Origin of the sequence: Nocardioides panaciterrulae (assembly GCF_013409645.1) — a bacterium.
GTDB lineage: Bacteria > Actinomycetota > Actinomycetes > Propionibacteriales > Nocardioidaceae > Nocardioides > Nocardioides panaciterrulae.
Genome location: NZ_JACCBG010000001.1, coordinates 1,954,920 through 1,976,719, shown reverse-complemented (window position 1 = coordinate 1,976,719; position 21,800 = coordinate 1,954,920). Strand labels below are relative to the sequence as shown.

The window sequence follows — 21,800 nt, the reverse complement described above, 5'->3', positions numbered from 1 at the left end:
GCGGCCTCAGGCACCCATCGCGTGGAAGCCGCCGTCGACGTGGACGATCTCACCGGTGGTCGCCGGGAAGAAGTCCGAGAGCAGCGCGCAGACCGCCTTCGCGGTCGGCGTCTGGTCCCTCTCGTCCCAGCCGAGCGGCGCGCGGGTGCTCCACATCGACTCCAGCTCCTCGAAGCCGGGGATCGCCTTGGCCGCGAGCGTCTTCAGCGGCCCCGCGGAGACCAGGTTGACCCGGATGCCGTCGGGGCCAAGGTCGCGGGCGAGGTAGCGCGAGCAGGACTCCAGGCCGGCCTTGGCCACGCCCATCCAGTCGTAGGCCGGCCAGGCCACCGTGGCGTCGAAGGTGAGCCCGACGACCGAGCCCCCCTCACCCATCAGCGGACGGCAGGCCTGCGTCAGCGACATCAGCGAGTACGCCGAGACCCGGACCGCCTGGGCGACGTCCTCCCAGGGACCCTGGAGGAACTTGCCGCCGAGCAGCGTCTCGGGGTTGCCGTAGGCGATGGAGTGGACCACGCCGTCGAGGCCGTCGACGTGCTCGCCGACCAGGCCGGGCAGCCGCTCGAGGTGCTCGGGGTCGGTGACGTCCAGCTCGAGCACGGGAGGCTCGACCGGCAGCCGCTTGGCGATCCGCCGGGTGATTCCCAGCGCCCGCCCGAAGTTGGAGATGAGCACGGTCGCGCCCTGCTCCTGCGCCACCTTCGCGGTCGCGAAGCCGATGGAGGAGTCCATCGTGACGCCCGCGACCAGGATCCGCTTGCCGTCCAGAATGCCCATGTTCAGTGCCCCATTCCCAGTCCACCGTCGACCGGGATGACGGCCCCGGTTACGTAAGCCGCGCCGTCGCCGGCGAGCCAGGTGACGGCCGAGGCGACCTCGTCGGGCGAGGCGTACCTCCCCAGCGGCACCTGGGCCTTGATCGTTGCCTTCTGCTCCTCGGTGAGCACCGCGGTCATGTCGGTCTCCACGAAGCCGGGAGCGACCACGTTGGTGGTGATCGAGCGGGAGCCGAGCTCCCGGGCCAGGGACCGGGCCATGCCGACCAGCCCGGCCTTCGAGGCGGCGTAGTTGACCTGCCCGGCCGAGCCGAGCAGCCCCACCACCGAGGAGATGAAGACGATCCGGCCCCGGCGCAGCCGCAGCATCCCCTTGGCCGCCCGCTTGGCCAGCCGGAAGGAGCCGGTCAGGTTGGTGTCGATCACCGAGGCCCAGTCGTCCTCCGACATCCGCAGCAGCAGCGTGTCCGCGGTGATCCCGGCGTTGGCCACCAGCACCTCGACCGGGCCGTGCGCGGCCTCGATCTCGGCGAAGGCGGCGTCAACGGCCGCGGGGTCGGTGATGTCGCACCGGACGTCGAGGGTGCCCTCGGGGGCGCCGCCGCTGCGGGTGGTGACCGCGACGCGGTCGCCCTGGGCGACGAACGCCTCGGCGATGGCGCGGCCGATGCCGCGGTTGCCGCCGGTGACCAGGACCGAGCGGCCGGCCGGTTCGGGATTGACTTCGCTCACGGCGACGACGCTAGCGATTACCGAGGCGTAGGACTAAACAGGCCCGGCGGCTCACTCGTCCTCGAGCCGGAAACCGACCTTCAGGCCGACCTGGAAGTGCTCGACGGTCCCGTCCTTGACCTGGCCCCGGACCTGGGTGACCTCGAACCAGTCGAGGTGGCGCAGCGTCCTGCTGGCGCGCTCGACGGCGTTGCGGATGGCCTGGTCGATCCCGTCGGGCGAGGTGCCGACGATCTCGCTGACGCGGTAGGTGCGGTTGGTCATGGTGCCTCCAGAGCGGTCGTGGGTTGGTCAGGCTAGCGACGTACGATGGAGCGTATGGCCAGAGACTCGATCCGACACCAGGACGAGCCGATCCGGATCACCACCGCAGCCACTAGCCTCGCCGAGGACATCGCGACCCGACAGAAGCGCTACCTGCTGTCGATGAGCATCCGGTCGGCGTGCTTCGTCGGCGCCGTCGTGGCGTTCATCGCCGGGGTGTCCTGGCTGTGGCCGATCCTGATCGCCGGCGCGCTGGTCCTCCCCTACGTCGCGGTGGTGCTGGCGAACAGCAGCGCGTCGAGATCCGACGCATTCGAGCTTCGCGACGAGGCGTACGGCCGCCCGCAGCTGCCACCGGGCCGGAATCGGTGAGGACTCGCCACGCCCGGAGATATTTGACATCGGCGTCCGCCATGACAGAATCGGGCGAACGAGCCGGGTCTCCCCCGTCCCGGCTCGCCAAGCGGTGCCGGACGGCTTCCCCCGTGGCTGTCCGGCACCGTCATGTTTCGGCAGGGACGTGCGCGCGATGACCCCCACCTGTTCGGCCAAGGGCTGTCATGCCCCCGCGGTATGGGCGCTGCTCTGGAACAACCCCAAGCTGCACACGCCCGACCGGCGCAAGACCTGGCTGGCCTGCGACCAGCATCGCAGCACGCTGGGAGACTTCCTCGGCGCGCGCGGGTTCCTGAAGGACGTGGTCCCGGCCTCACAGGTCGACTAGCCGGTCGACTGGGGCCGATCGACTGGGCGGGTCCCGCGCGTCCGCGCTACCCCCCGATGGCGGACATCGGACGGTCGGGCTGCAGGAACGTCGGGTCGTCGATGCCGTGGCCGGCACGCTTGCCCGCCATCGCGACGACCCACCTTTCCGCGAGCTCCTCGTCGGTGGCGCCGCCGCGCAACGCGGCCCGCAGGTCGGACTCCTCGCGCGCGAAGAGGCAGTTGCGGACCTGGCCGTCGGCGGTCAGCCGGACCCGGTCGCAGTCACCGCAGAACGGCCGCGTCACCGACGCGATCACCCCGACGGTGGCCGGGCCGCCGTCGACGCGGAACAGCTCGGCCGGTGCGCTCCCCCGCGGCTCGGCGGCCGGGGTGAGCACGAACTCGCGCTCGAGCCGCTCGAAGATCTCCTCGGCGGTGACCATGCCGTCACGGCTCCACCCGTGCTGGGCGTCCAGCGGCATCTGCTCGATGAACCGCAGCTCGTAGCCCTCCGCGATCGCCCAGCGCAGCAGCTCGGGCGCCTGGTCGTCGTTGACCCCGCGCAGCAGCACCGCGTTGATCTTGATCGGGCCCAGGCCCGCGTCCCGCGCCGCCTCCAGGCCGGCGATGACGTCCTGGAACCGGTCGCGCCGGGTGATCTGGTGGAACGTGTCGGAGCGCACGGTGTCCAGGCTGACGTTGATCCGGTCCAGGCCCGCCCCGGCCAGCGCCCGGGCGGCGCGGGAGAGGCCCAGCGCGTTGGTGGTCAGCGAGGTCTCCACGCCGAGCGCGTGGGTGCGGCCGACGATGTCGACCAGGCCGCGCCGCACCAGCGGCTCACCGCCCGTGAAGCGCACCTCCCGGATGCCGAGCAGCTCGACGCCGACCCGGACCAGCCGGACCACCTCGTCGTCGGTGAGCACCTGCTCGCTCGGCAGCCAGTCGAGGCCTTCCGCGGGCATGCAGTAGGAGCAGCGCAGGTTGCACCGGTCGGTCAGCGAGACGCGCAGGTCGGTGGCTACCCGACCGAAGCGGTCCGCGAGCTTGCGTGCTGTCACGTCCGCCACTCTACGTGCCCCACCCGACAGTGCCCGACAATCGGGCCCGGCGACCCTCCGGCTAGCCTCGAGGAGTGCGTTCGTGGCGGTTCCTCCTCTCCCGACGGTGGCTGGGTTTCCTGCTCGTCGTCGTCCTCCTCGCCTACGCGTGCTGGTGGCTCGGCACCTGGCAGTTCCACCGGTTGGCCGAGCGCAAGCAGTCCAATGCCGTGATCCGCACCAACGAGGCGCGCGACCCGGCGCCGGTCGGTGACGTGCTGGCTCCCGGCCGCGCGGTCGGGCCCGACCAGGAGTGGCGCCTGGTCAAGGCGACCGGCACCTACGACACCGCCGACACCGTGGTGGTCCGCTACCGGACCAGGGACGGCGACTCGGGCATCGACGTGGTGGTCCCCCTGGTCACCGGCGACGGGACCGCCCTGCTGGTGGACCGTGGCTGGATGGCCTCGCAGAACCAGGGCGCGGCCGCCAGCGACCTGCCGGCTCCCCCGACCGGCCGGGTGACGGTCACCGGCTGGGTCCGGGTGAACGCGACCGACGGCACCGACGTCACCGACCACTCCACGCGCGCGATCTCCAGCGCGGCGATCGCCCCGACGCTGGAGCATCCCGTCTACGGCGGTTTCATCGACCTGAAGGCCGAGGACCCGGCGCCGGCCACCGCGCTCCTGCCGGTCGAGCTGCCGGAGCTCGACAACGGCCCGCACTTCTTCTACGGCCTGCAGTGGTGGTTCTTCGGGGTGCTGGCGGTCTTCGGCTTCCTCTACCTCATGTACGACGAGTGGCGGGCCGCGCAGCGCGACGAGCCGACCGTGCGCGAGGAGGTGCTCGAGGAGCGCAAGCGCAAGCGCGCGGCGAAGTCCGCGCACAAGCAGGCGGTGCGGGCCGCCTACGAGCGCGAGCGGGCCAAGGAGCGCACCGGCCGCTGACCCGCCCCGTCAGGCGACGGTGGCGTCCTCGACGAACTGCGTGCGGTAGAGGTCGGCGTACAGCCCGCCCTGGGCGAGCAGCTGGGCGTGCGTGCCGGACTGCACGATCCGCCCACCGTCGAGCACCAGGATCGTGTCGGCGTTGCGCACCGTCGAGAGCCGGTGCGCGATGACCAGTGACGTCCGGCCCTCCAGCGCGGCGTCCAGCGCGCGCTGGACGGCGGCCTCGGACTCGCTGTCGAGGTGGGCGGTGGCCTCGTCGAGCACGACGACCGCGGGCGCCTTGAGCAGCAGCCTTGCGATCGCCAGGCGCTGGCGCTCGCCGCCGGAGAGCCGGTACCCCCGGTCCCCCACGACCGTGTCGAGGCCGTCGGGCAGGTCCCGGACCAGGGTCGCGACCTGGGCCGCCTCCAGCGACTCCCACACCTCGGCGTCGGTGGCCCCCGGCCGCGCGTAGAGCAGGTTCGCGCGGATGGTGTCGTGGAACATGTGGGCGTCCTGGGTGACGTAGCCGACGACGTCCTCCAGCGACTGCAGGGTCACCTCGCGTACGTCGTGGCCGCCGACCCGGACGGTCCCGGACTCGACGTCGTAGAGCCGGGCGACCAGGTGGGTGACCGTGGTCTTCCCGGCGCCCGAGGGCCCGACCAGAGCCACCATCTGGCCGGGCTCGGCGGTGAAGGTGATGTCGGAGAGCACCTGCCCGGTGTCGCGCGAGTCGGTGCGCGCGACCCCCTCGAGGGAGGCCAGCGAGATCCGGTCCGCCCGGGGGTAGCTGAACGCCACCTGGTCGAACTCCAGGCGCGCGGCGTCCGGCGCCAGGCTGATCGCCTCGGGCTTCTCCTCGATCAGCGAGGGCAGGTCCAGGACCTCGAAGACCCGGTCGAAGCTGACCAGCGCCGTCATCACGTCGATCCGCACGTTGGACAGCCCCTGCAACGGGCCGAGCAGCCGCACCAGCAGGGTCGCCAGCGCGGTCAGGGTGCCGATGGTGAGGGCGCCGGAGGCGGCCAGGTGGCCGCCCACGCCGTACACGAGGGCGGTGGCGAGCGCCGGGACCGCGAGCATCGCCGCGACGAAGACCCGCTGGATCAGCGAGATGCGCACCCCGAGGTCGCGCACCACCGCAGCCTTGCCCTGGAAGTGCGCGTCCTCCTCCTCGCGGCGGCCGAAGAGCTTGAGCAGCATCGCGCCGCCGACGTTGAACCGCTCGGTCATCGCGTTGCCGAGGTCTGCGTTGCCGTCCATCTGCTGCCGGGTCAGCCCGGCCAGCCGGCCACCGACCCACCGCGAGGTGAAGAAGAGGATCGGGAAGAGCAGCAGGCACAACAAGGTGACCTGCCACGACAGGGCCACCATCGCGACACCGACCACGATCACCGAGACCAGGTTGGACACGATGCCGCCCAGGCTGGAGGTGAAGGCGCGCTGGGCGCCGATCACGTCGTTGTTGAGCCGCGAGACCAGCGCGCCGGTCTGGGTGCGGGTGAAGAAGGCCAGCGACTGGCGCTGCACGTGGGCGAAGACCCGGGCCCGCAGGTCGAAGATCAGCCCCTCGCCGATCCGCGAGGACAGGTAGCCGGAGAGCACGGTGAACAGCGCGTCGACCAGGGCCGCTCCGGCCATCGCCAGGGCCAGCCAGGTGACCAGCGCGGTGCGGTGCTGGAGGATGCCGACGTCGATGATCGTCTTGGCCAGCAGCGGCGTGACCACCACCAGCCCCGCGTCGAGGACCGTGACCAGCAGGAACAGCGCGATCTGGGCCCGGAACGGCTTGGCGAACGCCAGCACCCGGCGCACCGTGTCCTTGCCGAGCTTCTGGTTGGCGACGCCCCGGTCGGTCCGCAGGTTGCGGAAGGCCGGTCCCATGCCGTGCATGCCTGCCAAGTGCTACTCCTTCTCGGGCCCCATCAGGGCGGCCAGCTCTCGGAACCTGCGGATCTGCGCCTCGCGCTCCAGGCGGCGCTGCTCGTCGAGGTCCCGCTGGGCCGCCCCGAGCAGCAGCGCCTTGGTCTCCCGGACCACGCCGGCCATCGGCTCGGTCAGGGCGCCCACGAGGTCGGCCACGGTGCCGTCGAGGTCGGCGGCCGGCACGGCGGCGAGCGCGAGCCCGATCTCCACCGCCTCGATCGCACCGACCATCCGCGCCGTGGCACAGATCTCGAGCGCCCTGGCGTAGCCAACGCACTCGACCAGCGGCTTTGTTCCCGTGAGGTCGGGGACGAGGCCCAGCGCGGACTCCTTCATGCACAGCTGGGCGTCCTCGGCCACCACCCGCAGGTCGCAGGAGAGGGCCAGCTGGAACCCGGCGCCGATGGCGTAGCCCTGGACCGCGGCGATGGAGACGAACCGCGGGTCGCGCAGGAACGTGAAGCCCCGCTGGTAGTCGTCGATGGCGGCCGAGACCTCGTCGTCGCTGCGCCCGAGCAGGTCGGCCACGGTCTCCGCACCGTCCGCGTTGCGGGTCGGGTCCAGCATCGCGCGGTCCAGCCCCGCCGAGAAGCTCTGGCCGCTCCCGCGGACGACCACGACCCGGGTCTCCTCCGGCAGCCTGGCCCCGATCGCCGCCAGCTCGCGCCACATCGCGGGGGTCTGGGCGTTGCGCACCTCGGGCCGGTCCAGGGTGATCGTCGCGACCGGGCCGGTCTGCTCGTAGCGCAGGCCGACGGCGGCCAGGGGGTCTGGGGTCATGCGCGGAGTCTAGGTCGTGGGCCCCCCAGGCCCGGCCGGAGCACTTCTCGCGAGGAGCGGCGAGGGCCGGTAGCCCCTGATCGCGAGGTAGAGCCCGAGCGCCGCCTCCCAGACGATCTCGACGGCCGTGAGGGCGAACAGCCCCGCGCTCGGGTCGTCGAGGGCGCCGAACAGGACCAGCACCCCGCCCAGGAACGCCAACGGCCCCCCGACCAGGCCGAGCAGGGCCATCCGGGGCGGCACCAGCCTCGACCGGTACATCAGGTAGCCGAGCAGCAGCCCGTTCCCGAACCCCGCGCAGAACTGCGGGCCGAGCAGGAACGTCCAGTCGTGGAGGTCGACCAGCGCCTGCCCGGTGAGGCGGAGCGCCGACGGGTCGGCGCCCGCGGAGTCGTCGCGCAGCGTCACCACGGTCATCAGGGACATCAGCCCGGTGACGATGATCGCCGACTCCATGATCCGCAGGGCGACGTAGCCGAGCGCCACGGCCTCGTCGACCCACTTCAGCACCGGGAAGAAGACGACGGCCGTCGCGATGTTGGAGATGACCAGGAAGACCTCCAGCAGGGCACCCAGCGCGACCCGTGTCTCCGAGCCCCGGCCGAGGATGAAGTCGGTGTGGTTCAGCACCGGGTCGTAGAGCAGGAGCGCCGGGATCGAGAACACGAACGTGGCGATGAACCACAGCCCCGCGATCCGGCCGGGCTTGCGCAGGGTCTCCACCGCTGCCCCCTACCGGTCGGACAGGCGCCGCACGGTGTGCACGACACCGCGGACGCTACGCCGGGCGGCGGGGTGGCGCCGTCACGGTCCGAGGAGTCCCCCTGATTGCGGTAGGACCGCCGGCCGGCCTACGCCAGCGACACCAGGTCGGCGTACTCGTCGTTCCAGAGGTCCTCGTCCCCGTCGGGCAGCAGCAGCACCCGGTCCGGCTCCAGGGCGTGCACCGCGCCCTCGTCGTGGGTGACCAGCACGATCGCGCCCTCGTAGCTGCGGATCGCGGCCAGCACCTCCTCGCGGGAGGCGGGGTCGAGGTTGTTGGTGGGCTCGTCGAGGAGCAGCACGTTGGCGCTGGAGACGACGAGGCTGGCCAGCGCGAGCCGGGTCTTCTCCCCGCCGGAGAGCACGGCCGCGGGCTTGTTGGCGTCGTCGCCCGAGAAGAGGAACGAGCCGAGCACGCTGCGGGCCTCGGTGTCGGTGAGCTGGGGCGCGGCGCTCTGCAGGTTCTCCAGCACGGTCCGCCCGGTGTCCAGGGTCTCGTGCTCCTGGGCGTAGTAGCCGATCTTCAGCCCGTGCCCGGGCACCACCCGGCCGGTGTCGGCCCGGTCCACGCCGGCGAGGATCCGCAGCATGGTGGTCTTGCCGGCACCGTTGAGCCCGAGGATGACGACCCGGGACCCCTTGTCGATCGCGAGGTCGACGTCGGTGAAGACCTCCAGCGAGCCGTAGGACTTCGACAGCTCCGCCGCCGTGAGCGGGGTCTTGCCGCACGGCGCCGGCTTCGGGAAGACGATGTGGGCGACCTTGTCGGCCCGCCGCTCCCCCTCGACGCCGGCCAGCAGCTTCTCGGCGCGCTTGAGCATCGACTGCGCGGCCTGCGCCTTGGTGGCCTTGGCGCGCATCTTGTTCGCCTGGTCGGTGAGCGTCTTCGCCTTGTTCTCGGCGTTCATCCGCTCCCGCTTGCGCCGCTTCTCGTCGGTCTCACGCTGGGTGAGGTAGGCCTTCCAGCCCATGTTGTAGACGTCCATCACCGCACGGTTCGCGTCGAGGTGCAGCACCTTGTTGACGGTGGCCTCGAGCAGCCCGTTGTCGTGGCTGATCACGATGAAGCCGCCCGAGTGCGCCTTGAGGAAGTCGCGCAGCCACACGATCGAGTCGGCGTCGAGGTGGTTGGTGGGCTCGTCGAGGATCAGGATCTCCGCGCCGGAGAAGAGGATCCGGGCCAGCTCGACGCGGCGGCGCTGGCCGCCCGAGAGGGTCTTCAGCGGCTGGGCGAGGATCCGGTCCTCGATGCCGAGGCTGTGCGCGATCGTGGCGGCCTCCGACTCGGCCGCGTACCCACCGCCGGCGTGCAGCTCGGCGTCGGCGCGCGTGTAGCGCCTCATGGCGCGCTCGCGGACCTCGGGATCGTCGCTGCCCATCTCGGTCTCGGCCGTCCGCATCCGGCGTACGACGTCGTCGAGGCCGCGCGCGGACAGGATCCGGTCGCGCGCGAGCACCTCGGGATCGCCGGACCGGGGGTCCTGGGGCAGGTAGCCGACCTCGCCGGTGCTCTGCACCGACCCCGAGGCGGGCAGCGCCTCCCCCGAGAGGATCTTGGTCAAGGTGGTCTTCCCGGCGCCGTTGCGCCCCACGAGACCGACCTTGTCACCGGCGGCGACCCGGAAGCTGACGTCCTCCATGAGGAGCCGCGCGCCGGCACGGACTTCGAGCTGGTGGGCGGTGATCATGAGGCTGGCTAGTCTAGGCGCCGCCCGCCGCGACAGCCGAAACCCGGGAGCCCCCCATGCGCTTCAACCCCAAGGCACGCCTGGACACCAGCCGCGTCCGGGATCGCGGACGAGGACGCGGGGGCGGCCCGCGGGGTGGCGGCCTCGGCTCGGGCGGCGGCCTCCCGATCCCGGGCGGCCTCGGCGTCGGCGGCGGCATCGGTGGCGTGATCATCGTGGTGCTCCTCCTGGTGCTCACCCAGTGCGTCGGCGGCGGTAGCGGCTCGCTGCCGGCCGGCGGTGGCGGCCTCGACGCCAGCCGGATGGGCAGCACCGACCGCTACGCCTCCTGCAGGACCGGCGCCGACGCCAACGACAGCGCCGACTGCGCACGGGTCGCGGTCGAGAACTCGCTCTACGACTACTGGAAGCACACGCTCGGCGACCGGTTCCACGCCGAGCACGAGGTCGACACGTTCACCGGCGCCACCAGCACCGGCTGCGGCCGGGCGAGCGCCGACATGGGCCCGTTCTACTGCCCCGTCGACCAGACGATCTATCTCGACACGACCTTCTTCGAGGACATCCTGCAGCGCCGGCTCGGGGGTCCGGACGGCGCCTTCGTCGAGCCCTACGTGATCGCCCACGAGTACGGCCACCACATCCAGAACCTGCTGGGCACCATGAGCAAGGTGAAGACCCAGCAGGGTGCCACCAGCGACTCGGTCCGCCTGGAGCTGCAGGCCGACTGCTACGCCGGCATGTGGACGAGGTCCGCGACCACCACCGACGACGCGACCGGCCAGGCGCTGTTCGCCGAGCTCACCGACGCCGACATCCGGCAGGCGATCCAGGCCGCGACGGCGGTAGGGGACGACCGGATCCAGCAGCGCAGCGGCGGCCAGGTGAACCCGGATCAGTGGACCCACGGCTCGGCCGAGGAGCGGGTCCGCTGGTTCCGCACCGGCTACGACCAGGGCGCGCTGTCCGCCTGCGACACCTTCTCGGCGAACCGGCTCTGACCCGCCCGGCGCCGCGGTCGCGGGTCAGGCGCCGAGCAGCTCCTCGATCTGCGGGAACTGCCGCTGCAGGGAGCGGAGGTACGGCGCCACCGCGGGGTGCCGGTACTTCGCGCCGAGCGCGCCCTCTCCGACCGCGACCCGCGCCAGCGCCCACTCCGCCCGGCTCAGCGCGGTGTAGACCGCGGTGACCCGGGCCCCCAGCGCCGCCTGCTCGCGCGAGGCCAGCCCCTCGGGCAGGCCCATCAGGTAGGCGTCCAGCAGCGGCTCGGCCCCCTCGCGCGCCGAGAGCTGGAAGTAGCCGAGGTCGGCGCCCACCGGCCCGTGGCCGAGCGTGGCCCAGTCCACCGCCACCACCTCGTCGAGCTCGCGCCCCGGCAGGTTGGCGGGTGTCGGGTCGCCGTGCTGCGCCACCCGGGGGAGCCGGTCGAGCTCGGCCAGCCACCGCTCCCGGTGGTGCCAGAGGTGGTGGGCGACGTCGGCGACCGTGGTCCGGGCCAGCGTCGGCCAGCCGCCGCGGCGTGCCACGCGCTCCATCCGGGTGCGGAGCTGGTCGCGGGCCAGCCACCGGGCGTCGCCGAGGTCGGCGCCGGCGAACCGCCCCAGCGCGTGGGCGCAGAACAGCCCGCTGCTGGCGGCGTCCTCGACCCAGTCCTGGACCAGGGTGATCCCGTCGGCGTCCTCCTCGACCTGGGTCCGCGGGGCGCGCAGCCCCGGCGTGGTGTCGACCACGCCGCTGAGCGCCACGTCCGCGGCGCGGCGCCAGTAGGCGAAGTGCCGGCGGTCGCCGAGCTCGGCCGGGTCCCCGACGCCGGGGGCCGCGAGGCGCTTGACCACCACGGGCTGGTCCCCGATCACGGCGCGCCACACGCCGAGCGTCGACGGCCCCATGCCGCCGGGCAACGGGTGCCACGCCTGGTCGGGCTGCCACATGTGGCCATCCTGACACCGCCGCGCCCTGAATCAGCGCAGGTCGCGGCGGCGGAAGGCCACCAGCCCGGTGGTCCAGACGAGCGTGGCCAGCACGCACAGCACCACGAACGGCCACCAGCGCATCTCCTGCGCCGGGACCAGCGCGAGGTGCTCGAAGGGCGAGAGGTCCTGCAGCCACTGCGGCAGCCGCAGCAGGTCGCCGAAGAACATCACGACCACGGCCAGCACCAGCGGCAGCCAGCCGAGCGCCGCGAGCCGCGGGGACACGCCGTACAGCAGGTGCGTGAGCGCCGCCAGCAGCAGCACCGCCGGCAGGTAGGACACCAGCGGCAGCCCGAGTCGCAGCACCGCGCCGGCGTCCCCGGTCACCAGCAGGTAGCCCCCGCCCAGCCCGAGGCCGGCGCCGGCCAGCACCGCGACCGCGCCCAGGGCGGTGACCAGCGCGTGACCACCGAACCAGTGGGTGCGCGGCAGCGCCGTGGCGACCAGCGCCTCGACCCGGCCGTCGTCCTCCTCGCTGCGGGGCCGGAGCGCCGAGGCGATCGCGAAGCCGCACGCCAGCAGCGCCAGCATCAGCGCCGCAGTGGCGTAGAAGGCGTCGACCAGGTCGCCGCCGCCCTGCGCGAACAGCTCGCGGGACGCCCTGGAGTCCCCCACCAGGGTGCCGACGTCGTTGCCGATCGCGCCGTAGGCGAGCGCGGTGAACGCGACGCCGAGGAGCCAGCCCACGACCGTGCCGCGCTGCAGCCGCCAGGCCAGGCCGAGGCCGCTGCGCAGGCCCGGTGGCGCCCGGTCCGGGCCGGGGCGGACCGCCAGCAGCCCGGCCCCGAGGTCGCGACGGCCGAAGAGCGCGTACGCCGTGGCCGTGGCCGCGACCGCGGCTGCCAGGGGCAGCAGCACCGGCCACCAGCGCAGCCCCGAGAACGCGTGCATCGCCTGGTACCAGCCGATCGGCGAGAGCCAGCTGAGCACGTGGTTGCCCACGTCACCGACGGCGCGCAGGGCGTAGGACAGCCCGAGGACCGACCCCGCCAGGCCGTACATGCCCCGCGTGCTCCCGGCCAGCTGCGCCGCGACCAGCGCGGTGCCGGTGAAGCACCAGCCGATCGCGGTCAGGCCGAGCCCCAGCGCCCAGGAGTCGGCGCCGGCGAGAGGGTAGGCCCACAGGCTGAGCGCGACCAGGACGCCGAGCAGCAGGTTGGCCAGCAGGGCGGTCCCCAGCGCCGCCGTCAGCGAGGCGTAGCGGCCGACCGCGGTGCCCCGCAGCAGCTCGTCGCGGCCGCTCTCCTCCTCCGCCCGGGTGTGCCGGCCGACGAGGAACATGCTCATCAGGCCGGCCACGACCGCGCCGAACGCCGTCGCCTGCCAGGTGACCTGGCCGCCGAGCGTGTTCAGCGCGCGGGGCGGGCCCGCCATCGCGACGAAGGCCGCGTTGCCGCCCATGCTCGACGCGGCCCGGTCGAACTCCACCTGGGTGGTGTAGAGCCCGTCCACGCTGTAGGCCTGGCTCCAGTACAGCAGCACCGCGCCGGCCGCCCAGGCCAGCACCGTCCACCGGTCGCGGCGCAGGAACATCCGCAGGAACAGCGACGCCCCCGTCACGGCGTCGCCTCGTCGCCGTAGTGGCGCAGGAAGAGCTCCTCCAGGGTCGGCGGCTGACTCGTGAGCGAGCGGACGCCGTAGCGCAGCAGCGCCGCGAGCGCATGGTCCAGCTCGGCGGTGTCCACCTCGAACCGGGCCCGGGTGCCGTCGACGGCCAGGTCGTGGATGCCGGGCAGCTCGGCCAGCCCGGAGGGCGGCATCGACAGCTCCGCCGCCACCGACGTGCGGGTCAGGTGGCGCAGGTCGGCCAGCGTCCCGGTCTCGACCGTGCTGCCGGCCCGGATGATGCTGACCCGGTCGCACAGCTCCTCCACCTCGGCGAGGATGTGGCTGGAGAGCAGCACGGTGTGCCCCGAGTCGCGGAACGCGTCGACATGTTCCTGGAACACCGACTCCATGATCGGGTCGAGGCCGGAGGTCGGCTCGTCGAGCACGAGCAGCTCCACGTCGGAGGCCAGCGCCGCGACCAGCGCGACCTTCTGCCGGTTGCCCTTGGAGTAGCTTCGCCCCTTCTTGGTCGGGTCCAGCTCGAACCGCTCGACGAGCTCGGTCCGTCGCCGCTCGTCGAGCCCGCCGCGCAGCCGTCCGAGGAGGTCGATGACCTCGCCGCCGGTCAGGTTGGGCCACAGCGTCACGTCCCCGGGGACGTACGCCAGCCGCCGGTGCAGCTCCGCGGCGTCGCGCCACGGGTCCCGCCCGAACAGGCGCACCTCGCCGGCGTCGCTGCGCAGCATGCCCAGCAGCACCCGGATCGTGGTCGACTTCCCGGAGCCGTTCGGCCCGAGGAAGCCGTGGATCTCTCCCTGCGCGACGCTCAGGTCGAGTCCGTCCAGGGCGCGGGTGTTGCCGAAGGACTTGACCAGTCCGGCGATCTCGATCGGGTGGGTCACGGACCCAAACTAGGCGCTCGGCGACTTCGTTCCAGGCATCTCGTTCCAGGCATCCGGTGGTGAGGGTTGGTGGCGGTCACAGCGGGTAGGAGCACCGGCAGGCCCCCGGCACCCGACCACCAGCGAGGCACCCATGGCGCAGTCCTCCCCCACGCCCGGCTCCCCCGCTCCCGGCTCGCCCGCTCCCGGCCTCCGCCGCGGCCTCAAGCAGCGGCACCTGACGATGATCGCGATCGGCGGCGTCATCGGCGCCGGCCTGTTCGTCGGCTCCGGCGTGGTCATCAACCAGACCGGACCGGCCGCCTTCCTCAGCTACCTGGTCACCGGGGTGCTGATCGTGCTCGTGATGCGGATGCTGGGCGAGATGGCCACCGCGAACCCTTCTACGGGCTCGTTCGCCGACTACGCCCGCACCGCCCTCGGCAGCTGGGCGGGCTTCTCGGTCGCGTGGCTCTACTGGTACTTCTGGGTGATCGTCGTTGGCTTCGAGGCGGTCGCCGGCGCCAAGATCCTCACGTTCTGGATCGACGCCCCGCTGTGGGTGCTCTCCCTGGCGCTGATGGTCCTGATGACCGCCACCAACCTGTTCTCGGTGGGGTCCTACGGCGAGTTCGAGTACTGGTTCGCCGGGATCAAGGTGTTCGCGATCGTGGTGTTCCTGGTGCTCGGCACGCTCTTCGTCGTGGGGCTGTGGCCCGGCCACTCCTTCGACGTCAGCAACCTGACGAGTCACGGGGGCTTCCTGCCGCACGGGTTCGGGGCGATCTTCTCGAGCATCGTGGTCGTGGTCTTCTCGATGGTCGGGGCCGAGATCGCCACCGTCGCGGCCGCCGAGTCCTCGGACCCCGAGCGGGCGATCGCCCGGGCGACCCAGTCGGTGATCCTGCGGGTGGCCACGTTCTTCGTCGGCTCGATGATCCTGCTGGTCTGCATCGTCCCGTGGAACGACAACGAGCTCGGCGCCTCGCCGTACGTCGCGGCCTTCCAGCGGATGGGCATCCCCTACGCCGACCAGCTGATGAACGCCGTGGTGCTGACCGCCGTGCTCTCGTGCCTCAACTCCGGTCTCTACACCGCCTCCCGGATGCTCTTCGTGCTCGCCGAGCGCAAGGAGGCACCCAAGGGCCTGGTCCGGGTGAACCGACGCGGTGTCCCGGCCTGGGCGATCCTCAGCTCCACGGTGATCGGCTTCCTGAGCGTGATCGCGGCCTACACCTCTCCCGACACGGTCTTCCTGTTCCTGCTGAACTCCTCGGGCGCGGTGATCCTCTTCGTCTACCTGCTGATCGCGGTCTCCCAGCTGGTGCTGCGCAGGCGCACGCCCGACGACCAGCTCGTCGTACGGATGTGGCTCTTCCCGTTCCTCACCATCGTCACGATCGCCGGCGTCCTGGCGGTGCTGGTCCAGCTGGGGGCCAGTGCGGACACCCGGTCGCAGCTGCTGCTGGGCCTGGCGTCCTGGGCCGTCGCCCTCGTCGCGTGGGCCGTCACCCGGGCGATGGGCGGCTCGGTCGCCCCGACCCGGGTCGCGACCGGGGAGCAGCAGCCCGCCACGGGCTCCTGACTCAGGCCCGGTCGCTGGCCTCGTCGCCGCCGGCGTCGGCGTTGGTCACGTCGACGCGCAGCGCGACGGCATGGCCGATCGCCTCGTCCAGCACCGCTCGCCGGGGGTCCGGCACCGGCAGCCACGGCTCGACCGGCCGGAGCCGGGCCAGCCGGGGGTCGTCGAGCACCTCGTGCACCGCGCCGCGGTCCCCGCCGGCCACCAGGGGGCCGCGCAGGTCGCCGAGGAGGCGCGCCGCGTGGTCGGCCGCGGCCTCGTAGGCCTGCCGCGCCTGGTTGTCGCGGCGCCGGGCGAAGCGCTGCTGGCTCTGGCCGCCCGCCTTGGTCCGCCCCTGCACGTGCCGCTGGCCGACCTTGGAGCCGGCCACCCGCTCGCCGGCCATCCGGGCCACCGCGAAGCCGCCCTTGCGGACCAGCAGCACGCCCCAGTCCGTCGGCAGCTCACCCGCCGCGGCCGCGAAGCCTGCGACGTCGGGGAGCCCGGCGTACCGCCCGGCCAGAGGCAGGTGGGCCACGAACGTCGAACCGTCGGCCGCTGCGCCGGTCAGCGCCCCGCCGTCCACCGCGAGCGCCGTGGTCCCGTGCCGGCCGTCGAAGTTGCGGACCCAGCGCTCGAGCCGGGACGCGGGCACGAGGACGGTGGGCACCCGGTCACGCTAGCCGAGTCGTCGCAGCAGAGCCGGGGCGGCGGCCGCCTCAGCTCCTGGTGCCGACCGCCAGGATCGCGGTCGTCGGCAGCACCAGCTCACCGGCGTGCGTCAAGGACCGGACGCAGCGGTCGTGCTCGAGCTTCATCCGCGCGCGCACCGCGGCGGTCTGCGCGCGCAGCGTCGTCCCGATGCCGCCGATGCCGGCGTCCGCGCCGCGCCACAGGGCGTCCGGCGTGGTCCGATGGGTCCACCGCAGCGTCCCCGAGGCGACCTGCCTCAGGCCCGCACCCTTCAGCAGCCCGCTGAGACCGTCGACGGTGCGGGGGAAGTCGAGGGCGGCGGGGAGCCGGGTGGCGGGCACGTCGCGAGCGCCGCTCGCCTCGAGCACCTCCGCCCACAAGCGGGACTGGGTGTTGTGGCCCGAGGGCCAGATCGTCACGACGACCCGGCCGCCGCGGCGCGTGACGCGAGCGAGCTCGCGCAGGCCGGCCCGGGGATCGGCCACGTGGTTGACGACGAAGTTGGCGACCGTCACGTCGAAGCTGGCGGCGGCGTACGGCAGGTGCGGTAGCGCCGCCCGGCCCAACTGCGCGTCGGGCGCGGTCTCGGCCGCCAGCGCCAGCATCGCCTCGTCGGGGTCCACGGCGCTCACCGCGGCCCCGGTGGACAGCAGCGCCGCCGTGAGCCTGCCGGTGCCGGCGCCCGCGTCGAGGACGCGCGCCCGGCGGGCGTCCTCGCCACGCAGGGCAGCGGCCCGCAGCACGGCCGGGATCGTCCCGGCGCACAGCGGCGCGAACGTGTCCCGATAGGCCTCGGCCACCGCGGTCCAGCCGGCGCCCCCGGTCCTCGCCGTCGCTGCCGTCGTCGCGTGGGTCACCCGGGCAACCTAGCCGAGGGCTGCCGCGGCGTCATGACCCGGTACAGACCGACCGCCGGTCCCGCGGCGTCCCTCAGACGTTGAAGCCGAGGGCGCGCAGCTGCTCGCGGCCGTCGTCGGTGATCTTGTCGGGGCCCCACGGGGGCATCCAGACCCAGTTGATCGCGACGTCGTTGACCATGCCCTCCAGCGCCGCGACGGTCTGGTCCTGGATCACGTCAGTGAGCGGGCAGGCCGCCGAGGTCAGCGTCATGTCGAGCACCACGTTGGAGCTCTCGTCGAGGTGCACGTCGTAGACCAGGCCCAGGTCGACGACGTTGATGCCGAGCTCGGGGTCGACGACGTCCTTCATCGCCTCGGTGACGTCGTCCACGCTCACGGTGGAGGTGCCGGCACCCCCGCCGGCAACGGCCTCGGGAACCTCGGGCAGGTCGGTGTGGTCAGGCATTGTTCTCCTCCATGACTCGAGCGGTGGCGTCCTTCCAGGCCATCCACGACAGCAGTGCGCACTTCACGCGGGCCGGGAACTTCGCGACGCCGGCGAACGCGATGCCGTCCTCCAGCACCTCCTCGTCCGGCTCGACGGTGCCGCGGCCCTGCATCAGCTCCAGGAACCTCTCGTGCACGGCGAGCGCCTCGTCGACCGACTTCCCGATCAGCAGGTCGGTCATCACCGAGGCCGACGCCTGCGAGATCGAGCAGCCCACCGAGTCGTAGGAGACGTCGCCGACCACGTCGCCGTCGAGGTGGACCCGCAGGGTCACCTCGTCGCCGCAGGTGGGGTTGACGTGGTGCACCTCGGACTCGTACGGCTCCCGCAGGCCCTTGTGGTGCGGGAACTTGTAATGGTCGAGGATGATCTCCTGGTACAGGGCATCCAGATCCTGGCTCATGCTTCCTCCGGGCTCCCCGCGAGAAGCGAGCGGAGCGAGTCTCTTCGTGGGGTGGTCATCCTCATCCCAACTTGAAGTACGAACGGGTGTATTCCAGCCCGGCGACCAGCGCGTCGATCTCCGCCGGCGTGGTGTAGAGGTACGACGACATCCGCGTCGAGCTCTGCACGCCGAAGCGGGCGTGGGCCGGCTTCGCGCAGTGGTGGCCGGCCCGCACGGCGATGCCGCGGGAGTCCAGCACCTGCGCCACGTCGTGGGGGTGCACGCCCTCCAGCTCGAACGAGATCGCCCCGCCCCGCTGGCGGGCGTCCAGCGGCCCGAGCACGGTCAGGCCGGGCACGGTGGCCAGGCCCTCGAGCGCGTAGCCGGTGATCGCCTGCTCGTGGGCGTGGATCGCCTCCATCCCGACGGCGCTGAGGTAGTCGACCGCGGCGCCGAGACCGACGGCCTCGACGATCGGCGGCGTGCCGGCCTCGAACTTGTGCGGCACCGGCGCGAAGGTGGAGCGCTCCATGCGGACGGTCTCGATCATCTCGCCGCCGCCGAGGAACGGCGGCAGCTGGTCGAGCACCGCGCGCCGGCCCCAGAGCACGCCGATGCCGGTCGGGCCGACGACCTTGTGGCCGGTGAAGGCGACGAAGTCGACGCCGTCGGCGGCCAGGCCAGCGACGTCGACCGGCAGCTGCGGCGCCGCCTGGGAGGCGTCGACCACCACGAGCGCGCCGACCTCGTGGGCCTTGCGCGCGATCTCGGCGACCGGGTTGATCGTGCCCAGCATGTTCGAGACCCAGGTGAGAGCGACGACCCTGGTCCGCTCGTTGATCAGCTCCTCGATGTTCGAGGTGTCCAGCCGGCCGTCCTCCGTGAGCCCGAACCAGCGCAGGGTGGCGCCCTTGCGCTCGGTGAGCAGCTGCCACGGGACGATGTTGGAGTGGTGCTCCATCTCGGTGATGACGACCTCGTCGCCCTCACCGATCGCGCCCACCCCGTCGCTCCAGTCGCCCCGGGCCCAGGCCAGCGTGTTCGCGACCAGGTTGAGCGCCTCGGAGGCGTTCTTGGTGAAGATCACCTCGTCGCGGCTGGGCGCCTTGATGAACGCCGCCACCTTGTCGCGGGCCCCCTCGAACGCCTCCGACGCCTCGGCGCCGAGCTGGTGCATGGCGCGGGCGACGTTGGCGTTGTGCCGCTCGAGGTGGTCGACCATCGTGTCGATGACCACCTGCGGCTTCTGGGAGGTGTTGGCGCTGTCGAGGTAGACCAGCGGGTGGCCGCCCGCGAGCGTGCGCCCGAGGATCGGGAAGTCCTTGCGGATGACTTCCAGCTCGGGAAGCAGGCCTTCCATCAGGTCTCCTTTCACAGACATGGGTACGACGGGCTCAGACCGCCGCGGCCTTGACGTACTTGTCGTAGCCCTCGGCTTCCAGCTGGTCGGCCAGCTCGGGGCCGCCCTGCTCGGCGATCCGGCCGTCGACGAACACGTGCACCTGGTCGGGCTGGATGTAGCGCAGGATGCGGGTGTAGTGGGTGATCAGCAGAACACCCTTGCCCTCCTGCTCGCGGAACCGGTTCACGCCCTCGGAGACGACCTTGAGCGCGTCGATGTCGAGGCCGGAGTCGGTCTCGTCGAGGATCGCGACCTTGGGGTCGAGCAGCTCGAGCTGGGCGATCTCGTGGCGCTTCTTCTCGCCGCCGGAGAAGCCCTCGTTGACCGAGCGCTGCGAGAAGGTCGCGTCGAGGTCGAGCCGCTCGAGGGCACCGTTGACGTCCTTGACCCAGGTGCGCAGCTTCGGGGCCTCGCCGTCGATGGCGGTCTTGGCGGTGCGCAGGAAGTTCGCGACCGAGACACCGGGCACCTCGACGGGGTACTGCATGGCGAGGAACAGGCCGGCGCGGGCCCGCTCGTCGACCGACATGGTCAGCACGTCCGCACCGTCGAGGGTGACCGTGCCGCCGGTGACGGTGTACTTGGGGTGGCCGGCCAGCGAGTAGGCCAGCGTGGACTTGCCCGACCCGTTCGGCCCCATGATCGCGTGCGTCTCGCCGTCACCGATGGTCAGCGTGACGCCCTTCAGGATCTCCTTGGCGCCGTCCTCGGTCTCGACCGTGACGTGCAGGTCCTTGATCTCCAGCGTGCTCATTGGTCTCGTCTCTTCCTTGTGTCTGAGTCTGGTTGGCGTCTGGTGGGTCAGGACGGCTCGACGCCGTTGAGGGTCTCGGCCACGTCGACGTAGACGCCGTCCGCGCGGACCTCGACCGGGAACGTCGAGACCGGCTCGGTGGCCGGCAGCCCGGTGGGCTTGCCACTGCGCAAGTCGAAGCGGGAGCCGTGCAGCCAGCACTCGATCTGGCACTCTCCCCCGGCGTCGACCGAGACCTCCCCCTCGCTCAACGCCACCGCGGCGTGGGAGCAGAGGTCCTGCACCGCGTAGAAGTCGTCACCGGCCCGGGCGACAGCCACCTCGAGGTCGCCCACGGTGGCCGCGAAGGCCTCGTCCGGGCGCACCTCGTCGACGCCGCACACGCGCTCGAAGGCCATCAGGCGTCCTCCCCCGCGGCGACCGGGAACGCCTTGAGGACGTTCTTGGCCAGCTCGGCCTCGACGGTCCGGGTGAGCTGCTCCTCGATCTGCGGGACCGCGATCCGGCGGATCAGGTCGTTGAAGAACCCGTGGACGACCAGGCGGCGCGCCTCGTCCTCCTCGATCCCGCGCGAGCGCAGGTAGAACAGCTGCTCGTCGTCGAAGCGGCCGGTGGCCGAGGCGTGGCCGGCGCCGGCGATCTCGCCGGTCTCGATCTCCAGGTTCGGCACCGAGTCCGCCTGGCAGCCGTCGGTGAGCACGAGGTTGCGGTTCTCCTCGTAGGTCTCGATGCCCTCGGCGACCTTGCGGATCAGCACGTTGCCGATCCACACCGTGTGCGCCCCCTCCCCCTGCAGCGCGCCCTTGTAGACGACGTTGCTGCGGGTGTTGGGCGCGGCGTGGTCGACGAACAGCCGGTGCTCGATGTGCTGGCCGCGGCCCTCCTCGCCGTCGGCGAAGTAGAGGCCGAGCATCTCCACCGAGCCGCCGGGGCCGGAGTACTCGGCGGTGGAGTCGTGGCGCAGCACGTCGCCGCCGAAGGAGACGTCGACGTGCTTGAACGTCGCGTCCCGGCCGACCCGGACGTGCCGGTGGCCCAGCCGCACCGCGTCGTCGGCCCAGTCGTCGATGCTGACCACGGTCAGCTGGGCTCCGTCGCCGACGACGACCTCGGTGAGGTCGGCCAGCGTGGCCGAACCGGTGAACCGGAAGACCACGGTCGCCTTCGAGAACGGCTCGGCGGTGACCACGACGTGGCTCGAGGCCGCCCCCTGCGTGCCGGTGCCGGTGACGTCGACGAAGACCGGCGCGTCGAGCTCGGTCTCCTTCGGCACGGTCACGGCGTACCGCTCGGTCGCCTGGTGCCAGACCCGGGCGCTGACCCGGTCGACCGGGACGAAGCCGGAGCTGCCCAGCCGCGGGTCGCCGACCTCGAGCTGCTCGATGGTGACGCCCTCGGGCGCCTGCACCTCGGTGACGATGGTGTCCGCGGACAGGTCGGCGTCGGCGTGCAGGTCTCGCAGCCGCTTGAGCGGCGTGAACCGCCAGATCTCCTCGCGCCCGGTGGGCACCGGGTGCTCGGCGACGTCGAAGGAGCCCTCGGGGTGGAGGTGGGACTCCACCTTCGACAGCTCCAGGGCGGACTCCACGCTCTCACGCGCAGCGTCGGTCACAGTCACAGGTCCTGCTCTCTCTTTCGGGGACGGTCGGGT

General features: G+C 72.3%; 24 protein-coding genes. 5 read left to right on the top strand and 19 right to left on the bottom strand.

The genetic code is table 11. The features are described 5' to 3' along the window. Positions 1-6: 6 nt before the first annotated feature. The 3 genes from fabI to BJZ21_RS09230 are packed head-to-tail and all read right to left on the bottom strand — an operon-like array spanning position 7 to position 1,772. Complete coding sequence (fabI, locus tag BJZ21_RS09240; protein ID WP_179663466.1) at positions 7-777, bottom strand: enoyl-ACP reductase FabI; 771 nt, start codon at positions 775-777, stop codon at positions 7-9. 2 nt (positions 778-779) lie between these two features. Continuing rightward, positions 780-1,508: a 3-oxoacyl-ACP reductase FabG gene (locus tag BJZ21_RS09235; protein WP_179663465.1), complete on the bottom strand. Its 729-nt coding sequence runs from the start codon at positions 1,506-1,508 to the stop codon at positions 780-782. Between the two features lie 51 nt (positions 1,509-1,559). Further along, a complete protein-coding gene (locus BJZ21_RS09230; protein ID WP_179663464.1) occupies positions 1,560-1,772 on the bottom strand; it encodes a dodecin in 213 nt (70 codons plus the stop codon). Positions 1,773-1,826: 54 nt separating this feature from the next. Here BJZ21_RS09230 and BJZ21_RS09225 point away from each other — a divergent pair, with 54 nt between their 5' ends. Then, a complete protein-coding gene (locus tag BJZ21_RS09225; RefSeq protein WP_179663463.1) occupies positions 1,827-2,144 on the top strand; it encodes a DUF3099 domain-containing protein in 318 nt (105 codons plus the stop codon). A gap of 157 nt (positions 2,145-2,301) precedes the next feature. Then, positions 2,302-2,496, top strand: a complete 195-nt coding sequence (locus BJZ21_RS09220) for a hypothetical protein (RefSeq protein ID WP_179663462.1) — start codon at positions 2,302-2,304, stop codon at positions 2,494-2,496. Between the two features lie 46 nt (positions 2,497-2,542). Here BJZ21_RS09220 and moaA read toward each other — a convergent pair whose 3' ends face one another. Next, complete coding sequence (gene moaA / locus BJZ21_RS09215) at positions 2,543-3,535, bottom strand: GTP 3',8-cyclase MoaA (protein WP_179663461.1); 993 nt, start codon at positions 3,533-3,535, stop codon at positions 2,543-2,545. Positions 3,536-3,609: 74 nt separating this feature from the next. Between moaA and BJZ21_RS09210 the strand changes: the two genes are divergently transcribed. Further along, positions 3,610-4,464 carry an SURF1 family cytochrome oxidase biogenesis protein gene (locus BJZ21_RS09210; RefSeq protein WP_179663460.1) on the top strand — a complete coding sequence of 285 codons (855 nt, stop codon included), beginning with the start codon at positions 3,610-3,612 and terminating at the stop codon, positions 4,462-4,464. Between the two features lie 9 nt (positions 4,465-4,473). Here BJZ21_RS09210 and BJZ21_RS09205 read toward each other — a convergent pair whose 3' ends face one another. The 4 genes from BJZ21_RS09205 to BJZ21_RS09190 all read right to left on the bottom strand — a co-directional run bounded on the left by BJZ21_RS09205 (position 4,474) and on the right by BJZ21_RS09190 (position 9,605). Next, positions 4,474-6,342, bottom strand: coding sequence for an ABC transporter ATP-binding protein (locus BJZ21_RS09205; protein ID WP_179665612.1), 1,869 nt, complete (start codon positions 6,340-6,342; stop codon positions 4,474-4,476). Between the two features lie 12 nt (positions 6,343-6,354). Next, positions 6,355-7,155, bottom strand: coding sequence for an enoyl-CoA hydratase/isomerase family protein (locus BJZ21_RS09200; protein ID WP_179663459.1), 801 nt, complete (start codon positions 7,153-7,155; stop codon positions 6,355-6,357). Between the two features lie 9 nt (positions 7,156-7,164). Next, positions 7,165-7,878 carry a DUF4386 family protein gene (locus BJZ21_RS09195; RefSeq protein ID WP_179663458.1) on the bottom strand — a complete coding sequence of 238 codons (714 nt, stop codon included), beginning with the start codon at positions 7,876-7,878 and terminating at the stop codon, positions 7,165-7,167. A gap of 128 nt (positions 7,879-8,006) precedes the next feature. Beyond that, positions 8,007-9,605, bottom strand: a complete 1,599-nt coding sequence (locus BJZ21_RS09190; RefSeq protein ID WP_179663457.1) for an ABC-F family ATP-binding cassette domain-containing protein — start codon at positions 9,603-9,605, stop codon at positions 8,007-8,009. A 56-nt stretch (positions 9,606-9,661) separates the two neighbouring features. On the opposite strand from BJZ21_RS09190, the gene ypfJ reads away from it, so the two are divergent. After that, the gene (ypfJ, locus tag BJZ21_RS09185; RefSeq protein WP_179663456.1) at positions 9,662-10,606 is read left to right on the top strand and encodes a KPN_02809 family neutral zinc metallopeptidase; all 945 of its coding nucleotides are present in this window, start codon (positions 9,662-9,664) and stop codon (positions 10,604-10,606) included. A 24-nt stretch (positions 10,607-10,630) separates the two neighbouring features. Here the strand turns inward: ypfJ and BJZ21_RS09180 are convergent, their stop codons facing one another. The 3 genes from BJZ21_RS09180 to BJZ21_RS09170 are packed head-to-tail and all read right to left on the bottom strand — an operon-like array spanning position 10,631 to position 14,028. Further along, positions 10,631-11,536, bottom strand: a complete 906-nt coding sequence (locus BJZ21_RS09180; protein ID WP_179663455.1) for a protein kinase family protein — start codon at positions 11,534-11,536, stop codon at positions 10,631-10,633. 30 nt (positions 11,537-11,566) lie between these two features. After that, positions 11,567-13,138, bottom strand: a complete 1,572-nt coding sequence (locus BJZ21_RS09175) for an ABC transporter permease (RefSeq protein ID WP_179663454.1) — start codon at positions 13,136-13,138, stop codon at positions 11,567-11,569. Beyond that, entirely contained in the window at positions 13,135-14,028 is an 894-nt protein-coding gene (locus BJZ21_RS09170) for an ATP-binding cassette domain-containing protein (RefSeq protein WP_179663453.1), read from the bottom strand. The genes BJZ21_RS09175 and BJZ21_RS09170 overlap by 4 nt, the downstream gene beginning before the upstream one ends. A 133-nt stretch (positions 14,029-14,161) precedes the next feature. Between BJZ21_RS09170 and BJZ21_RS09165 the strand changes: the two genes are divergently transcribed. After that, positions 14,162-15,592: an amino acid permease gene (locus tag BJZ21_RS09165; RefSeq protein WP_179663452.1), complete on the top strand. Its 1,431-nt coding sequence runs from the start codon at positions 14,162-14,164 to the stop codon at positions 15,590-15,592. 1 nt (position 15,593) lies between these two features. Here BJZ21_RS09165 and BJZ21_RS20920 read toward each other — a convergent pair whose 3' ends face one another. From BJZ21_RS20920 to sufD, 8 genes are all read right to left on the bottom strand, one after another. Continuing rightward, positions 15,594-16,238, bottom strand: coding sequence for an acVLRF1 family peptidyl-tRNA hydrolase (locus tag BJZ21_RS20920; protein WP_179663451.1), 645 nt, complete (start codon positions 16,236-16,238; stop codon positions 15,594-15,596). Between the two features lie 49 nt (positions 16,239-16,287). Continuing rightward, positions 16,288-17,118 (bottom strand): methyltransferase domain-containing protein, encoded by an 831-nt coding sequence (locus BJZ21_RS09155; RefSeq protein ID WP_179663450.1) that lies wholly within the window; start codon positions 17,116-17,118, stop codon positions 16,288-16,290. Positions 17,119-17,191: 73 nt separating this feature from the next. Next, entirely contained in the window at positions 17,192-17,566 is a 375-nt protein-coding gene (locus BJZ21_RS09150; RefSeq protein WP_179663449.1) for a metal-sulfur cluster assembly factor, read from the bottom strand. Beyond that, positions 17,559-18,011, bottom strand: coding sequence for a Fe-S cluster assembly sulfur transfer protein SufU (sufU, locus tag BJZ21_RS09145; protein ID WP_179663448.1), 453 nt, complete (start codon positions 18,009-18,011; stop codon positions 17,559-17,561). The genes BJZ21_RS09150 and sufU overlap by 8 nt, the downstream gene beginning before the upstream one ends. 61 nt (positions 18,012-18,072) lie before the next feature. After that, positions 18,073-19,353 (bottom strand): cysteine desulfurase, encoded by a 1,281-nt coding sequence (locus BJZ21_RS09140; protein ID WP_179663447.1) that lies wholly within the window; start codon positions 19,351-19,353, stop codon positions 18,073-18,075. A gap of 34 nt (positions 19,354-19,387) precedes the next feature. Next, the gene (sufC, locus tag BJZ21_RS09135) at positions 19,388-20,149 is read right to left on the bottom strand and encodes a Fe-S cluster assembly ATPase SufC (protein WP_179663446.1); all 762 of its coding nucleotides are present in this window, start codon (positions 20,147-20,149) and stop codon (positions 19,388-19,390) included. Between the two features lie 47 nt (positions 20,150-20,196). Next, complete coding sequence (locus BJZ21_RS09130; protein ID WP_179663445.1) at positions 20,197-20,547, bottom strand: non-heme iron oxygenase ferredoxin subunit; 351 nt, start codon at positions 20,545-20,547, stop codon at positions 20,197-20,199. After that, positions 20,547-21,767 (bottom strand): Fe-S cluster assembly protein SufD, encoded by a 1,221-nt coding sequence (gene sufD, locus BJZ21_RS09125; protein ID WP_179663444.1) that lies wholly within the window; start codon positions 21,765-21,767, stop codon positions 20,547-20,549. Before sufD ends, BJZ21_RS09130 begins: the two co-directional genes overlap by 1 nt. Positions 21,768-21,800 lie beyond the last annotated feature (33 nt).

Excerpts from the sequence above, each read along its gene's own strand:
- sufU (WP_179663448.1), bottom strand. The coding sequence starts at position 18,011 with ATGAGCCAGGATCTGGATGCCCTGTACCAGGAGATCATCCTCGACCAT.
- sufC (WP_179663446.1), bottom strand. The coding sequence starts at position 20,149 with ATGAGCACGCTGGAGATCAAGGACCTGCACGTCACGGTCGAGACCGAG.
- BJZ21_RS09180 (WP_179663455.1), bottom strand. The coding sequence starts at position 11,536 with ATGTGGCAGCCCGACCAGGCGTGGCACCCGTTGCCCGGCGGCATGGGG.
- fabI (WP_179663466.1), bottom strand. The coding sequence starts at position 777 with ATGGGCATTCTGGACGGCAAGCGGATCCTGGTCGCGGGCGTCACGATG.
- BJZ21_RS09220 (WP_179663462.1), top strand. The coding sequence starts at position 2,302 with ATGACCCCCACCTGTTCGGCCAAGGGCTGTCATGCCCCCGCGGTATGG.
- BJZ21_RS09230 (WP_179663464.1), bottom strand. The coding sequence starts at position 1,772 with ATGACCAACCGCACCTACCGCGTCAGCGAGATCGTCGGCACCTCGCCC.
- BJZ21_RS09130 (WP_179663445.1), bottom strand. The coding sequence starts at position 20,547 with ATGGCCTTCGAGCGCGTGTGCGGCGTCGACGAGGTGCGCCCGGACGAG.
- BJZ21_RS09200 (WP_179663459.1), bottom strand. The coding sequence starts at position 7,155 with ATGACCCCAGACCCCCTGGCCGCCGTCGGCCTGCGCTACGAGCAGACC.
- BJZ21_RS09150 (WP_179663449.1), bottom strand. The coding sequence starts at position 17,566 with ATGCCTGACCACACCGACCTGCCCGAGGTTCCCGAGGCCGTTGCCGGC.
- BJZ21_RS09140 (WP_179663447.1), bottom strand. The coding sequence starts at position 19,353 with ATGGAAGGCCTGCTTCCCGAGCTGGAAGTCATCCGCAAGGACTTCCCG.
- BJZ21_RS09225 (WP_179663463.1), top strand. The coding sequence starts at position 1,827 with ATGGCCAGAGACTCGATCCGACACCAGGACGAGCCGATCCGGATCACC.
- ypfJ (WP_179663456.1), top strand. The coding sequence starts at position 9,662 with ATGCGCTTCAACCCCAAGGCACGCCTGGACACCAGCCGCGTCCGGGAT.
- BJZ21_RS09165 (WP_179663452.1), top strand. The coding sequence starts at position 14,162 with ATGGCGCAGTCCTCCCCCACGCCCGGCTCCCCCGCTCCCGGCTCGCCC.
- BJZ21_RS09190 (WP_179663457.1), bottom strand. The coding sequence starts at position 9,605 with ATGATCACCGCCCACCAGCTCGAAGTCCGTGCCGGCGCGCGGCTCCTC.
- BJZ21_RS09205 (WP_179665612.1), bottom strand. The coding sequence starts at position 6,342 with ATGCACGGCATGGGACCGGCCTTCCGCAACCTGCGGACCGACCGGGGC.